Origin of the sequence: Gluconacetobacter brunescens (assembly GCF_048695475.1) — a bacterium.
Lineage (GTDB): Bacteria > Pseudomonadota > Alphaproteobacteria > Acetobacterales > Acetobacteraceae > Gluconacetobacter.
Genome location: NZ_JBLHEN010000002.1, coordinates 1,034,078 through 1,049,566, shown reverse-complemented (window position 1 = coordinate 1,049,566; position 15,489 = coordinate 1,034,078). Strand labels below are relative to the sequence as shown.

The following is a 15,489-nucleotide window of genomic DNA, read 5'->3' as shown; positions in this document are numbered from 1 at the left end:
GCACGTCAGCCCTGTGGGTGGTCGATTTCACCTACGTCCACACATGGGCCGGCTTCGTCTATGTCGCCTTCGTGATCGACGCCTATGCCCGGCGCGTCGTCGGCTGGAAGGTCAGCACGTCGGCCACCGCCGACTTCGTGCTGGATGCTCTGGAGCAGGCGATCCATGCCCGCAGGCCCGGACCCGAGGATGGCTTGATCCACCACAGCGACCGGGGCGTCCAATACCTGGCCATGAACTACACTCAACGCCTGGCCGAAGCTAATCTGGTACCCTCGGTCGGCAGCGTCGGGGACTGACAACGCCCTGGCCGAGACCATCAACGGCCTCTACAAGGCCGAGGTCATCTGGCGGCAGCCCTCTTGGCCGGGTGTGTCGGCCGTGGAGATGGCAACGTTGCGCTGGGTCGATTGGTTCAACAACCAACGCCTCTTCGGTCCTATCGGCTATATCCCACCGGCCGAGGCCGAAGCCAACTACTATGCAGCCCTTGAAAATATCAATATGGCTGCGTGAGCCATACCAAATAGCCTCCGGGAAACCCGGGATGCTTCATCCTGCAGGGTCAGGCCGACACGGTTATACGCCATGACTACGCCAACGGGTGCTCGTCTACTCCTGTCGCTTTTCTCGAGGGCATCTATGTTGCTCCGGCGGGCCGTCAGCGCGGGATCGCGCGTGGTTTGAGGGAACAGGCTTCTTCTCTCAGTTGAAGTATGTCGCCTGGCTGATCCCAGCCTTCCGACAAATCTCCGCGACGGGGATGCCGTCAGCCCCTTGCTTCAGAATGAACGCCTTCTGTGCGTCCGAAAATTTCGAAGCCTTCATCGCTTTCCGCTCATCTCAGCCAGAGAAAAGGCACACGGAAAACTCTACCCAAAAACGATCAGGTTTTCGGGAGAAAATTATCAAAATCAAGGGTATTTCAAGGGTAGGATCAAAATCTACCGAAAAAAAAGACATTCAAGTCTGAACAATTGTACGGAGGTAGATCATTTTTTTCAAAAACTTTTCCTAAGAGTATTGTCAGACGGAACTTAGCTTCAGCGACGTTTCGGAATTCAGGACGCCGTCGATCTGGCGGACTTCCCTCAGGGTACGATCGAAATTGGCCAGTGTGTCGGTCCGGATTTCCGCGATCAGGTCCCATGTACCGTTTGTCGTATGCAGGGCGTGGAGTTCCGGCAGTGCGCGCAGGCTGCGGATGACGGCGGAGGTCGAACGGCCGGCGACTTCGATCAGCATGATGGCGCTGATGTCGTCGGCATGTTGTCGGGCGCGGACCGTGAAGCCGAGAATAGCGCCGCTTTCCTGCAAGCGGTCGAGGCGCGTCTGCACGGTTCCACGCGAAACGCCGAGGATGGTGGCGAGCTTGGCGACCGGGGCGCGTCCGTCGCCGCGCAGGACCGCGATTAGCCGTCGGTCGAGGTTGTCATAGGTGTGCATTGATCTTTCTGTTCCGCCGGATGGACATTCTGTCGGGAAAAATAGGTCCAGGCAGGCAGACTGTCTATGGAGGCTGGTGATTTTCAGCGGCACTTTCTTCGTAACGATCGCGTATCCGGGAGGAAGAGATGGTCCGTTATGTCGGTGTCGGCAATTGCGTGCGGTGGCTGCGTGCCATCGGCGTCGCGACAGCCTTGCGGGAACTGGCCGGTTATCTGGAGGCGGATTTCCGTCGCTGGTCGGATTTCGACAAGGTGGCGCGCATCGCCAGCCATTCGCGCGACGGCGTGATCGAACTGATGCCGACCAGTGACGGACGGTTCTACGGGTTCAAATATGTCAATGGACATCCCTGCAATACCAAAGCGGGATTGCAGACCGTCACGGCCTTCGGCGTGCTGTCGGACGTGCGGACGGGGTATCCGCTGCTGCTGTCGGAAATGACGCTGCTGACGGCGCTGCGTACTGCCGCGACATCGGCGCTGGCCGCGAAATATCTTGCCCGCCCGGATAGCCGGGTCATGGCGTTGATCGGGCTGGGCGCCCAGTCGGAATTCCAGGCCATGGCCTTTCGCGAGATCTGTGAGGTGACCGATCTGCGGATTTTCGATGTCGATCGGGATGCCGCCGAAAAGTTCGTGCGTAACATGGATCGGGCCGGGTTGCGGATCGTGGTGGCGAACAGTGTGCAGGAGGCCGTCCAAGGGGCGGATATCCTGACCACCGTGACGGCCGACAAACGGAACGCCACCATTCTGTCGGACAATATGGTGGGCAGCGGCGTGCATCTGAACGCCGTGGGCGGGGATTGTCCGGGCAAGACCGAGTTGCAGGCGGATATCCTGACGCGTGGCCGTGTCTTCGTCGAATTTCCCGAACAGACGCGGATTGAGGGCGAGATCCAGCAGATGCATGCCGATTTTCCCGTGACGGAACTTTGGCGCGTCATTGTGGGCGAAGCGGCCGGGCGGCGATCTGATGCGGAGATCACGATCTTCGATTCCGTCGGTTTCGCGACCGAGGATTTTTCGGTTCTGCGCTATCTCCATGACCAGATCGACGGCACGTCGTTCTATGAGGAGATCGATCTCGTGACGGAGCCGGACGACCCCAGGGATCTGTTCGGGCTGGTGGCTGGAGAGACGATCGGGGAGAAGGACGCTGTCCATGCGTGAGGGGGCGGCAAGGCAGATCCTGTCGGTGCAGGCGCCGCGCGCGGTCGTGATGATCCGGCCGCATCATTTCCATCCCAATCCCGAGACGATGGCGGACAACAGTTTCCAGACATCCGCGACCGCTGCCGCGACGCTTGTGGCCGCCCGTGCCCATGACGAGGTGACGCGGGCTTGTGAAAGCCTGGAGAGAGCCGGCGTGCGCGTGCATCTCTTCGATGATCTGGAGCGGGAGACGCCGGATTCCGTCTTTCCGAACAACTGGTTTTCCACCCATGCGGGCGGGCATGTCGCCATCTATCCGATGTTCGTGCCCAACCGGCGCAAGGAGCGGCGCTGGGACATCATCGAGATGTTGAAGCGGACCTATCGCGTGCAGGACGTGATCGATTATTCGGGGCTAGAGGAGGACGGGCTGGCGCTGGAAGGGACGGGGGCGATGGTTCTCGACCATATCGGGCGGATTGCCTATGCCGCGAAATCGAACCGGTGCAGCGACATCGCGCTGGAACGGTTCTGTACCCATTTCAATTTCGAGCCGGTCGTGTTCGACGCGGCGGATCGCCATAGGCGGCTGATTTACCATACCAATGTGCTGATGTGTGTCGGGACGGGGTTCGCGCTGCTGGGGGCGGACACGGTCGTCGATCCGACGCGGCGGCGGGAGATCGTCGCGCGCCTGGAGGAAACGGGCCGGGTCGTGATTGTGCTGTCGCATGCGCAGGTCGAGGTGTTTGGCGCGAATGCGCTGGAATTGCAGGGCCGCGACGGCGCGTTGCTGGCCCTGTCGCGGCGGGCGCTGGAGGCGCTGGAGCCGGCGCAGGTCGCCCTGATCGAGCGCCATGCGCGATTGCTGCCCCTGGACGTGCCGACCATCGAACTGGCCGGCGGGTCCGTGCGCTGCATGATGGCCGGCCTGCACCTGACGCCCCGCCCCGCGCCGGCGGATCAGAACACCGGCGGCTGAGCCATGATGGCGTCCATATAGGCGCTGTAGAGCGCCTGGAAGACGGGACCGGGCCGTCCGTCACCGATCGGCTGTCCGTCGAGGGTGGCGACTGGCACGGCAATGGTCGAGGCGCTGGTATAGAAGGCTTCGCGGGCCGCCAGGACCGCGTCGGGCGTCACGTCGCGCTCGACAAGCTCCAGCGCCATGTCGCGGGCGATCTTCAGCATCGTCAGGCGCGTGATGCCGGGGAGCACCGCCGACGAGAGGCGCCGGGTCACGATCTGGCCCTCTCTGGTCACGATGAAGACGGTGGACGACGCGCCTTCGGTGATGGCGCCGTCGCGGACCATCCAGGCTTCATTGGCGCCGGCCTGCTGCGCGGCCTGCTTGGTCAAGACCTGGGCGAGCAGGGAGGTGGATTTGATGTCGCACCGGCTCCATCGCAGGTCGGGCAGGGTGACGACCCGCGCGCCCGTTTCGATGATCGGGTTGTACTGGACGGGCTTGAATTGCGCGAACAGCACGACCGTCGGCGCCAGGCCCGCCGGATATTGGAAATTGCGTTCGGCGACGCCGCGCGTGACGTGGAGATAGATCAGGCCGTTCTCCAGGGCGTTGCGGCGGGCCAGTTCCTGTTCGATCTCGGTCCATCGGGTGGCGGAATAGGGATTGGGGATATCGATCGCCCGCAAGGAGCGGTCGAGCCGTGCCAGATGGGCGTCATTGTCGGCGAAGCGCCGTTCGATGACGGCCGTCACCTCATAGACGCCGTCGCCGAACAGGAAGCCGCGATCCATCACCGGAATCGACGCTTCGGCCAGCGGCACGAACGCCCCGTTGACGAAGGCGACGCGGTTGTCCCCTGCATGTGTCATGTCTGTCCGCCTGTTTTCCTCTGGGGTGTGAAGCCTAGTCTCGCAGCAGGTTTAGGCGCGGGACTCTCCGAAATCATGCGCGATCTTCGGCAAGATTATTCAGCGAAGTTATAGTCTTGGCTGACGCATTGCTTGACGACCGGTGTGGCGCGGGACGAGTCAGGGAGGTCGGCAGAGGGGGTTCGCATGACCGGGTTTGATCTTGTCCTTCGCAACGGCACGGTGGTGGCCGGAACCATGGAGCGGGCCGATATCGGCTGCCGCGACGGGCGGATTGTCCAGATCGGCGATCTGGGCCGGGCCGTGGCGCGTGAGGTCGTCGATTGTACGAACCTGCATGTGCTGCCCGGACTGATCGATCCGCATGTGCATCTGCGCGACCCCGGCGACCTGGCTGTCGAGACGCTCGGTGACGGCACGCGCGGCGCGGTGCTGGGCGGGATCGCCACAGTGTTCGACATGCCCAACACAAGGGAATCGGTGACGTCGGTCGCCGTCCTGGATCGCAAGCGCGCCATGCTGGACGGTGCGGTCTGGTGCGATGTCGGGCTGTATGTCGGCGCGACGAAGGCCAATATTCCCGATCTGGCGGCCTTGGAGGTTCAGCCGAATGTCTGCGCCATCAAGGTCTTCGCCGGCAGTTCGACCGGCGACCTGCTGGTAGAGGATGACGAGAGCCTGGAGCGGCTGATGCGCAGCGGCCATCGCCGGGTATGCTATCATTCCGAGGATGAATATCGCCTGCAAGCCCGCAAGGCGCTGTTCCATGAGGGGCAGCCGCATCGCCTGCACATGGAATGGCGAGATGAGGAATGCGCCTTTCTGGGCACGCGGCGGCTGATGGCCCTGGCGCGCAAGACAGGGCGACGCGCGCATATCCTGCATGTCTCGACGGCCGAGGAACTGGCCTATCTGCGCGATTACCACGATCTGGCGACCGCCGAACTGCTGGTCAATCATCTGACGCAGATCGGGCCGGAGGTATATGACCGGCTGGGGGGATATGCGATCATGAACCCGCCGATCCGCGACCAGCGGCATTATGACGCCGCTTGGGCGGCGGTGAAGAGCGGCGGCGTGGATTGTATCGGCTCGGATCATGCGCCGCATTCCCGCGCGGCCAAGGAGCGGCCGTGGCCCAATACGGCGGCGGGGCTGACGGGGGTGCAGACGCTGGTCCCGATCATGCTGGACCATGTCAATGCGGGGCGCCTGTCGCTTGAGCGCATGGTGGAATTGATGGCGGAGGGGCCGGCGCGGGTTTATGGCGCTCTGGACAAGGGGCGGATCGCGCCGGGCTATGACGCGGATTTCACGATCGTCGATATGGGGGCCGTTCGGACGATCGAGGAAAGCTGGATCGTCTCGCCGTGTGGTTGGACGCCGTTCGCCGGGCATCGCTGCGTGGGGTGGCCCAAGGCGACGATCGTGCGCGGGACGGTCGTCATGCGCGAGGACGAGGTGATGGGCAGGCCGGCGGGGCGGCCGGTGCGCTTCGCCGCCGCCTGACGCGGCGGGCGTTCTAGGACCGATCGACATTCAGGCCATCCAGATCATGGCTGAGGCGAGGTGAACGAAGCCGAGGAAATGGATGGTGCGTCGATCATATCGGGTAGCGAAGCGTCGGAAGTGCTTGAGGCGGTTGAAGCACCGCTCGATACGATTGCGTAGCCTGTAGGCGATGGGATCGTGCGAGATGATAATCTTGCGGGTCGGGTTGCAAGGAATGACGGCTTTTGCACCCATCTGAGCGATGAGGGCACGTAACGCATTGCTGTCATAGGCTTTGTCGGCAATGACGGCCGCCCCTTCCTGACCCGCGAGCAGGGCCGGCGCCTGGGTGACGTCGCCAACCTGACCAGCCGTGACAACGAAGCACAGCGGGCGGCCCAGCGCATCGGCCAGCATATGGATCTTGGTCGTCAGACCACCTCGAGAACGCCCCAGCGCCTGATCTTTGGCCCCCCTTTTCCGCTCGCGGCCTGCTGATGGGTGCGAACGATGGTTGAATCGAGCATCAGATACTGATTGTTCCGATCGGCCGTCAGCGTCTCGAAAACCTTTTCCCACACCCCGGCATGGCACCATCGGCTGAACCGACGATGTACCGTCTTCCATTTGCCATACCGCTCAGGCAGGTCTTTCCAATGCGCGCCGGAGCGCAGAATCCAAAGACAGCCGTTCACGAACATGCGGTTATCCGTCCCGCTGCGCCCCGCATCACCGACCTTGCCGGGTAGCAGAGGCGCAATCCTCTGCCATTGCGCCTCGTTCAACTCGTAACGCTTGGTCCCCATCCCACGCTCCGTGCTCCAACACGGTGCTCTATGAATCACTCATTCCAAAAGAAGGAAATCCTGAATGTCGATCGGGCCTAGGACCGATCGACATTCAGGCCATCCAGATCATGGCTGAGGCGAGGTGAACGAAGCCGAGGAAATGGATGGTGCGTCGATCATATCGGGTAGCGAAGCGTCGGAAGTGCTTGAGGCGGTTGAAGCACCGCTCGATACGATTGCGTAGCCTGTAGGCGATGGGATCGTGCGAGATGATAATCTTGCGGGTCGGGTTGCAAGGAATGACGGCTTTTGCACCCATCTGAGCGATGAGGGCACGTAACGCATTGCTGTCATAGGCTTTGTCGGCAATGACGGCCGCCCCTTCCTGACCCGCGAGCAGGGCCGGCGCCTGGGTGACGTCGCCAACCTGACCAGCCGTGACAACGAAGCACAGCGGGCGGCCCAGCGCATCGGCCAGCATATGGATCTTGGTCGTCAGACCACCTCGAGAACGCCCCAGCGCCTGATCTTTGGCCCCCCTTTTCCGCTCGCGGCCTGCTGATGGGTGCGAACGATGGTTGAATCGAGCATCAGATACTGATTGTTCCGATCGGCCGTCAGCGTCTCGAAAACCTTTTCCCACACCCCGGCATGGCACCATCGGCTGAACCGACGATGTACCGTCTTCCATTTGCCATACCGCTCAGGCAGGTCTTTCCAATGCGCGCCGGAGCGCAGAATCCAAAGACAGCCGTTCACGAACATGCGGTTATCCGTCCCGCTGCGCCCCGCATCACCGACCTTGCCGGGTAGCAGAGGCGCAATCCTCTGCCATTGCGCCTCGTTCAACTCGTAACGCTTGGTCCCCATCCCACGCTCCGTGCTCCAACACGGTGCTCTATGAATCACTCATTCCAAAAGAAGGAAATCCTGAATGTCGATCGGGCCTAGAGCACGTCCGGAATTCTGACACGCAACAGATCCTCGAACGCCATTTCAGGCTGAGGCTGAGGGGGTATCTGCCGCCCTAACCGTACAGGATAAAAATCATCCCTCACTATAGAGAGACGTTCATTCGGCACCCAACATGCTTGAATTATATTCAATATTTCGATCCGTTCCGGCAAACATTTCCGTCTTTGGTTTTCCTGGATCCAGTCCTTTCGTCTGCCTTCAGAATGGATTGGAGCATCCCCACGTTGCGCAGCATTATAGGGCAGCTGACTGGCCTGATCCCGAAGGGCCCGGCACATGCCTTCGGCGAAGCAGATCCCGTAGACCGCACGAGGATAGACCCTTTCGAGATTCTCCGGGGTGACCATCCACCATTTCCAAGTGATCACATTCCACATTTTGACCTGCTGTGGAACTTTCACCCAACGGAAAGTAGAGCCTCAGGGAAAGTTAAGCCCCTGGTTGTAGGGTGTGCTATGGGGCCGGGATCTGATATCCCAAGGCCGAATGCGGCCTGGTGGTGTTGTAATCGGTTTCCCAGGCAGAAATGATGGCGCGGGCCTGGGCTATGCTGGTAAAGACCGTCTCGTTCAGCAGTTCGTCACGCATCCGGCCATTGAAGCTCTCCACATAGCCGTTCTGCATGGGCCGGCCGGGGGCGATATAGTGCCATTGCACGCCATGATCCTGTGCCCATTTCAGCACGACATTCGCGGTCAGTTCAGTACCGTTGTCGGATACGATCATCGCCGGCCTGCGACGCTGGACCATCAGCGCCGTCAATTCGCGTACGACACGTGCACCGGAGACGGAAGTGTCCGGCACGGCCGCCAGACATTCCCGGGTCACGTCATCAACGATATTGAGCACGCGGAAGCGTCTCCCGTTATCCAATTGGTCGTGGACGAAATCCAAGGACCAGCGGGCATTCGGTCGGGCCGTCACCAGGATCGGCGCGCGCGTGCCGATCGCCTTGCGGCGGGCCCGGCGCTTGCGCACCGCCAGCCCTTCCTCGCGGTAAAGCCGGTAGACGCGGGTGATCCCCGATCGCTCACCCTCTCGCCGCAAGAGAATGAACAGCCGCCGATAACCGAACCGGCGGCGCGTCTCGGCCAGAGCGCGCAGGCGATCCCGCAACGCGCCGTCATCCGGCCGCACCGAGCGATAGCGTACCATCGTGCGATCCACGGCAATCACCCGGCAGGCCCGACGCTCGCTCATCGCGAAAATTTCTCGCAAATGAGCGACAGCTTCCCGCTTCACGGCGGGCCCTACCATTTTTTTCCAGAAGCTCGCGCAGCGCCGCCTCGTTCAGAACGGACTCCGCCAGCAGTTTCTTCAGCCGCGCGTTCTCGTCCTCCAGCGCCTTCAGCCGCCTGGCCTCAGACACCTCCAGCCCTCCATATTTGGCCTTCCATTTGTAAAATGTCGCCTCGCTGACGCCATGACGGCGGCACACATCCGCCGTCATGCTCCCGGCTTCCTGTTCCTTCAGGATGCCAATGATCTGCTCTTCGCTGAAACGGCTGTGCTTCATCAGTCTGTCCTCTCGATGGGCCAGACTCTATTTCAAATCGAAAGAAATCCTACACAGCAGGTCAGTCAAGGGTCATTCAGAATCCCGCTTCACCCATCAGCAATGCAACCGTCCGGCGATACACCCGCGTCAGCAGCGACATCGGCCGGCTCTGGATAATGGCCGTGCCGGGCTGGCGCGGAGGAATGCGCCCGAATACCTTCTCCGGCTCCAGGATCACGCGATACACGGCCCCATCGGGCACAAGTTGCCCATTATCGTCCTTGCGCGCCTGGATATGACCGCCATAGACCGACGCCGCTTCCGGCGAATCCAGATGCCCGATCGAAGCCGCCGAAATCGCCGTTACCCGTGCCTCCGTCACCGCGCCGTCCGCCCCCGGTGCCCGGAACCAAGCCCGCGCGCCGATGCGCAGCCCCTCGATATCGGCCTCGTCGACATAGGCCTCTATGACGGCGCGCGTGTCGGTGACAAGGGTGCCTATCCGCTCATGGCGACGCAGCGTGTCGCCGGCCCGGATATCGGCTGGAACATCCACCAACCGGCCGGAAAAAGGTGCCCGCACCGTCAGCAGCCGCATGGACGCCTGCAAATGGTCTAGTTCGGCGGTCTGCTGTGCGATCTGGTCGATCGTGTCGTTCAGGGCCGATGTCTGCGTCGGATCGAAATCGCGTCCCGCTAGGCTGGCCTGCAGCGAAACCAGCCGCGCCCGCCCTACCGCGACATCATGCTCCAGCGCGGGCGAGCGCAGGGCGGCGACGGACTGTCCTTTCACCAGTTCGATGCCGTCGACCGGCGGGGCGGTCACCACCCCGGCATCGTCGGTATAAAGCTCGGCCTGCTCGGCCGCCCGCAGGATGGCCGGCACATGCAGGTGCGTCCGCCACGGAACCAGCAGCAACGCCAGCCCGGCCAGTACCGCCAGCGCCGTGACCTGCGCACGCCGATGCCGGTGGTGCGACCGCATCTGCCGCACCCACTCCGCCGCCTCCCGCAGAACCGGCCGCGCGAGGAATACCCACAATTCGATGCCCATCAGCACCGCCCCCAGGGCACGGAACACGGCGTGATAGACCACCAGCGCAATGCCGGTGAACAGGAAGAACCGATAGAACCAGGTCGCGATACTATATCCCAGCAGCAACCCGCCCTGCCGCCGCGAAAACGGCTCCGGCGGCGGCGCGTCCCCTCCGAACAGCAGCCGCCGGGTGCGCCAGCGCGTCCAGGCGAAAGCCCGCTCCTGCAGGTTCGGCACGCCCAGAAGGTCGGACAGGATATAATAGCCGTCGAAACGCATCAGCGGGCTGAGATTGACCGACAGCGTCAGGATCCATGTCGAACTGCCCAGCGTGAACGCCCCGTCGCGCAGCGGGCCGTCAGGCAGCACGCTCCACACGATCGACGCGCACGCCGCCAGCAGCGTCTCCGCCACCATGCCGGCACAATCGATGATCAGTCGGTCCCGCGTCCGCGTCAGACGCCACGCATCGGTGGTATCCGTCCACAGGACCGGCCAGAGAACCAGGAACGCCACACCCATCGACGGCACACGGCAACCGAAATGCCGGGCGGCAATACCATGCCCGCATTCATGCAGGATTTTGCTCAGTACCAGCGCGCAGGCAATGCCGAACGCCCCTTCGGGCGTCATCAGCCGCGCGAATCCCTGGGCGAACGTCGCCCATTGCTGCGCGATCAGCAGCAGGCTGGTCAACGCCAGCAGCCCAGCCCCCACGCAGAACCCGCGCGTGAAGATCCAGCGCAGATGCGGCGCCGCCCACGCCAACAGCCGGTCCGGATTGCACAGCCGGACCCTGAAGAAAAGATAATGATGCAACAGCCACGTCAGCGCGCCCGGCCGGCGCGCGCGTTGCGCCAGCCGCACGCTGTCACCGCGCTGGCCGGGCGTGACCAGTTCCGCCTGCCGCGCGAACAGCAGCATGTCGGTCACGTCCTTCGGCGTGGGCCGAAGGGTCGTCGTCGACACGATGTCCGCGATGATGGCCTGGACATCGGCCAGGTGCCACCGCTGGAGAATTTCCATCTCGACCCAGCCCAGCCGGATATAGCGATGGCGGGCCGGATCATACAGCGTCCAGGTCGGGGCGCCGGCGAAGACCGGGCCGCGCAGCAGTTCCAGGTCGTCACGCAACGCCGGCCAAGCCGGCGGCGGCGGCGATGGCGCGGACGGGGCCGCAGGGGACACGCCGGCCCCGGCGCTCAGAACGAAAACCATTGCCGGACGATGCTCAACGGCTTGCGTAGCGCCCACAGGATCAGGACATGCCGGGGGCCGTAGATGCGCGCGGTGCCCTTCAGCCCCAGCCGCATGTCGGCCCCCATGTCCGCCCGCAGCGTATAGGCAAGGATGCCGGCCGTCGTGGCGCTGCTGCCATACGATGCAAAGACCAGACGGCCCTCGTTCGGCCGGTCGGGCCGCACATTGTCGAAGAACCGCACGGTCGATCCGGGGTCGAAATGCCCGATCTCGGTCACCGGCAGTCGGATTTCGATGCGTCGGGACAGGGCGGGCGCGACCATGAGGATGCGTTCGCCGGCCTCCACCGGCCGCCCGATCCATTCCGAAGGGTCATTATACAGCGCGAGCCCGGTCATCGGCGCCGGGATCGAGGCCTTGCGCAACAGGTCGTCCTGATAGCGCATCTGGGCCTCTTCCTCGTCGATGCGTCCGCGCAACTGCTCGGCCTGGGCCCGCGCCTTGGGGTCCGACATGCCGGCCTGCACCGCTTCGTCATATTCGGTCCGGGCTACCTCCCACGCCTTGCGGGCGACCTGGAACTGGCTTTCCAGTTGCGCGCGTTCCAGTTCCACCACCACCGCACCGGCCCGCACCGGCCCGTTCGGCGGGGCATCGATCTGCCGCACGATCCCGGCAAAGGGCGCGCGGATATAGGCCGGGTCGGCCGCCACCACCTCGGCCGGCGCCAGCACCCAGGAACGGACGGGAAAAAGCGCGATCGCCGCGACCAGCGCGGCACCACCCAGCACCCAGCGCCGCGCGCGATGGCGTGCCGGGGGGCGATAAGGCAGGTCGGCCAGCTGGCGAGCTTCGGCATAGGCCCCGCCGATCAGGGAAAGCAGCCGGGCCTCGCGCGCGGTCCATGGTTCGCTTCGCGCCAGCAGCCAGGTTCCCAGCAGCCCGTGGCGCGAGGCCAGCGGCACCAGCAGGCCATGTGCCCCCAGCCAGTCGCCCCATGCGGCACCGACCTCCGCCGGCAGGTCGGCGGCCGTCAGCGCACGCACCGTGCCCGCCGCGCCGTCGCCCGCGCCTTTGTCATGCCGGGCGACGGCAAGGAATACGCTGTCGATCCAGCGGACATAGGGCGCGGATCGCTCGAACACCGCCACGCCCGACACCGCCGTCACGGCCTGCGTCACCTGCGTGTAAAGGGCCGCCTGCTGATACGGAATCAGTTCCCGAGTTTCGTTGACAAGGACGAAATCCAGTTCCTCGCGCGGGCAGGTCCTGATCCGCTCGCACAGTTCCAGGACCCCCGAAAACAGCAGCAGATCAGCCTGGCGGACATCTCGGCCCGCGATCTCGCGCGGGGGGGTATGCGACATCAATACGGGGTCAGTTCGTCAGGATGGCGTCGCCGGTCATGCCCGGTAGAAGATCCGGCTCCGGCTTGGCCAGTTGCCCATAAACCTTGATGGTCTTGCTGACCGGATCGACCTTGCCCGACAGGCGGCTGACCACCGCGTCATAGGTATGATCGGTCTCGTGGATCCACACGCGATAGGGCGTGCCGGGCTGCAGATGCCGCAATTCCATCGACGAGACGATCATCGACAGTTCCAGCGACGAATCGTCCAGGATATCCAGCATCGGGGTACCCGGCGAAAGATACTGGTAGTTATGGACCAGGATGTTGGAAACCCGGCCATTGAACGGCGCGACGATCGTGCATTGCGCCACCACCGCCGTCGCCATTTCCAGGTCCGCTTCCGCGGCCTCGGCATCGGCCGAGGCCGACCGCAGGTCGGACATGCTCCACTGGCCCAGCGCCTTCATGCGGTTCTGGACCTCCAGCAGGCCCTTGCGCTTGATATATTCCGCCCGTGCATGGGCCAGCGTCGCCTTCTGCTGGCCGCACTGGAACCGTGCCAGCACATCCCCGGCATGAAACCGGTCGCCATCGCGAAACGGAAATTCGGCCAACTGGCCGGACATGGTCGCGCTGATCTGCGCGCTGACCGGCGTTGAAATCTGTACGGCGGGCCGATGGCCGGCCGGCGCCCCGGGCACCGCGCTTGCCCCGCCCGCGACCATGGCTGACTGTACCGGTGCAACCGGTACGGGCACGGCCGGCACCGCCGCGCTTTTGACGGAAGCGGCCACCGGCGGCGTATCGGCCGCCCAGGCGGCCGCACCGGGCACGCCCGTCAGCAGGAGAGACGACAAGGCAACAGCGAAACGCATCGTGATATGATACCCATTACGCGAACCGGACATCGCCGCCGGCATGGAATGCGGCCAGGATGGCACGCCGGTTTTCCGATCGGCCCATTACCCGGCGCTGGCCGCCGGCTCGACCGAGGCAACGGGCTGGCCGGACGACGCGGGCGGCTGGGCATGGGCGACAGGAACGTCTCCGCCATGCGCCGAAGCGGTTTCGGGCAGCGTCAGGTCAGGCAACTGCCCGGCCTCCCATCCCGCGATCGAATGTTCGACCTGCATGGTCAGCCGCGCCAGATCCTGCATGTCCGCATTGGCCGGCACCAGGTCGACACCGACCGAGGCATAGACATTGGCCAGCGCCTGATGTGTCTGCGCCAGGTTGCGGCTGTAGGCCAACTGCCCCAGCAGCGCCGCCATCTGGTGGCGGAGCCGGTCGGCCTTGGATTGCGCGCCGGCCGACGAGGCGACATCCGCCAGCCGCTCCATCTGCAGGCTGACATCGTTGATTTCGCGCGCGGTCTTCAACCCGTCCAGCGCGGTGCGATAGCGTTGCGCGCTCAGATTGACCTGCGTCAGCACCGAAATGCTCAGTGCCAGGCGCCGTGCTTCCGACAGCCTGACATTGCTCTTGGCCATCGAGATGGCGCGCGGCCCCTGCACCATGTTCATCAGATTGATGGTGCCGCGAACGCCGATCTGCCCCCAGATATTATGGACCAGCAGGCTGTTCGAATCGAAATTACCGTTTCCGATGGCGCCGATGCCCGGCATCATCCTCAGGATTTCCTTATAGACATCCTGCCGGTCGATCTTCTGCTGATAGGCTTCCATCCGCAGCTCAGGCCGCATGACCAGCCCCATCCGCTCCAGTGCCACGTTATCCAGCGACATGATCGGCTTCACGTCCTGCGGCAGCGTCGTCAATGTCAGCACTGAATCCTGCGGCACGTCGATCAGCGAGGCAAGCTGGATCCTGGCGCTGACAAGTTCGTCGCGGATGCGGCGCAGGTCGCCCAGAAGCTGGATGATATATTGCTGGTAATCCAGCAAGGTCAGCGGCGATTGCAGATGGGCGTTCGCCGCGTCATGCGACGCCGCCAGCATCGCTTCCGCATCCTTGATGATCGGGTCCAGCCGGGGCAGCATGACCTGTGCGGCCACGGCCTCCCAATAGCTGGTCGTCACCGCCTTCACCAGGTCGTTGATGGCCCGGCGTCGGCGTTCGACCGCGATCAGCGCGCGATAGGATTGCTGGCGCGCGCTGAAATAGCTGATTCCGGCATCCATCATGTTCCACGAGAAACTGATGTCTCCCGTGCCATGGGCGGCCTGTTCGGAATAAGAATAATCGAGCGAACGCTGGTTGGTGAACCAGTCGATACTTTCCGCCGCATTATTATTGCTGCGCTGCGAATACCCGGCATCGGCTGCCAGATGCGGCAGCATCTGCATCAGGGCAAGGTCGATCTGCTTTTCCTGCTGGCTGGCTTCCAGCTTCGCGACCTGCGCGTCGTAATTGTATTTGAGGGCGCGGGCGATGGCTGTCCCCAGGCTCAACCCGCCCTTCAGCGGAACATAACCGGCTGTGATGACAGCCTGGTCCTTGTCCGCGCGGGCGATATGTTCCTGCAAGGACATCGGCTTCGGCCGCACGCCGCAGGCCGAGAGCGCAAGAAGGGCGGAAACAGTCAGGGACACAACCGGAAGCCGTCTCGCGCGTTCGACGTAATGGTGCATTGTATCCGAATTTCAATAAAGCGGTTTCAAGCGCCGAGGCTGCGAAAGCGACCCGCACGCTATAGCCCATCCCGATATACATCGCCCCTATGGCTACGACTTCAGCTTTAAAATATC

9 protein-coding genes and 5 pseudogenes are annotated in these 15,489 nt (G+C 63.3%); 4 read left to right on the top strand and 10 right to left on the bottom strand.

Annotated features, from left to right (window positions below; translation table 11 throughout):
* Positions 1 to 11 precede the first annotated feature (11 nt).
* Positions 12 to 516: pseudogene (locus ACMAUO_RS16995) on the top strand (IS3 family transposase); the annotation flags it as partial.
* A 192-nt stretch (positions 517 to 708) separates the two neighbouring features.
* On the opposite strand, the pseudogene ACMAUO_RS16990 reads toward ACMAUO_RS16995, so the two are convergent.
* Together ACMAUO_RS16990 and ACMAUO_RS16985 are read right to left on the bottom strand one after the other, a co-directional pair.
* Positions 709 to 828 (bottom strand): annotated as a pseudogene (locus ACMAUO_RS16990) (transposase); the annotation flags it as partial.
* Between the two features lie 198 nt (positions 829 to 1,026).
* The gene (locus ACMAUO_RS16985; protein WP_420358100.1) at positions 1,027 to 1,446 is read right to left on the bottom strand and encodes an Lrp/AsnC family transcriptional regulator; all 420 of its coding nucleotides are present in this window, start codon (positions 1,444 to 1,446) and stop codon (positions 1,027 to 1,029) included.
* A 128-nt stretch (positions 1,447 to 1,574) separates the two neighbouring features.
* Here ACMAUO_RS16985 and ocd point away from each other — a divergent pair, with 128 nt between their 5' ends.
* Positions 1,575 to 2,621: an ornithine cyclodeaminase gene (gene ocd, locus ACMAUO_RS16980; protein ID WP_420358099.1), complete on the top strand. Its 1,047-nt coding sequence runs from the start codon at positions 1,575 to 1,577 to the stop codon at positions 2,619 to 2,621.
* Entirely contained in the window at positions 2,614 to 3,585 is a 972-nt protein-coding gene (ctlX, locus tag ACMAUO_RS16975; RefSeq protein ID WP_420358098.1) for a citrulline utilization hydrolase CtlX, read from the top strand. Before ocd ends, ctlX begins: the two co-directional genes overlap by 8 nt.
* On the opposite strand, the gene ACMAUO_RS16970 is transcribed toward ctlX, so the two are convergent.
* Entirely contained in the window at positions 3,567 to 4,442 is an 876-nt protein-coding gene (locus ACMAUO_RS16970) for a D-amino-acid transaminase (protein ID WP_420358097.1), read from the bottom strand. The two genes, ctlX and ACMAUO_RS16970, sit on opposite strands and share 19 nt — an antisense overlap.
* 186 nt (positions 4,443 to 4,628) lie before the next feature.
* Here ACMAUO_RS16970 and ACMAUO_RS16965 point away from each other — a divergent pair, with 186 nt between their 5' ends.
* A complete protein-coding gene (locus ACMAUO_RS16965) occupies positions 4,629 to 5,951 on the top strand; it encodes a dihydroorotase (protein WP_420358096.1) in 1,323 nt (440 codons plus the stop codon).
* Between the two features lie 30 nt (positions 5,952 to 5,981).
* Here ACMAUO_RS16965 and ACMAUO_RS16960 read toward each other — a convergent pair.
* The 7 genes and pseudogenes from ACMAUO_RS16960 to ACMAUO_RS16930 all read right to left on the bottom strand — a co-directional run bounded on the left by ACMAUO_RS16960 (position 5,982) and on the right by ACMAUO_RS16930 (position 15,333).
* A pseudogene (locus tag ACMAUO_RS16960) lies at positions 5,982 to 6,739 on the bottom strand (IS5 family transposase).
* 94 nt (positions 6,740 to 6,833) lie between these two features.
* Positions 6,834 to 7,591: pseudogene (locus ACMAUO_RS16955) on the bottom strand (IS5 family transposase).
* A gap of 558 nt (positions 7,592 to 8,149) precedes the next feature.
* Positions 8,150 to 9,212: pseudogene (locus ACMAUO_RS16950) on the bottom strand (IS3 family transposase).
* A gap of 76 nt (positions 9,213 to 9,288) precedes the next feature.
* Positions 9,289 to 11,448: a site-2 protease family protein gene (locus tag ACMAUO_RS16945; protein ID WP_420358095.1), complete on the bottom strand. Its 2,160-nt coding sequence runs from the start codon at positions 11,446 to 11,448 to the stop codon at positions 9,289 to 9,291.
* A complete protein-coding gene (locus ACMAUO_RS16940) occupies positions 11,433 to 12,797 on the bottom strand; it encodes an efflux RND transporter periplasmic adaptor subunit (RefSeq protein WP_420358094.1) in 1,365 nt (454 codons plus the stop codon). Before ACMAUO_RS16940 ends, ACMAUO_RS16945 begins: the two co-directional genes overlap by 16 nt.
* A gap of 10 nt (positions 12,798 to 12,807) precedes the next feature.
* Entirely contained in the window at positions 12,808 to 13,656 is an 849-nt protein-coding gene (locus tag ACMAUO_RS16935; protein ID WP_420358093.1) for an efflux RND transporter periplasmic adaptor subunit, read from the bottom strand.
* An 87-nt stretch (positions 13,657 to 13,743) separates the two neighbouring features.
* Positions 13,744 to 15,333 (bottom strand): TolC family protein, encoded by a 1,590-nt coding sequence (locus ACMAUO_RS16930; RefSeq protein ID WP_420358092.1) that lies wholly within the window; start codon positions 15,331 to 15,333, stop codon positions 13,744 to 13,746.
* Between the last annotated feature and the right edge of the window lie 156 nt (positions 15,334 to 15,489).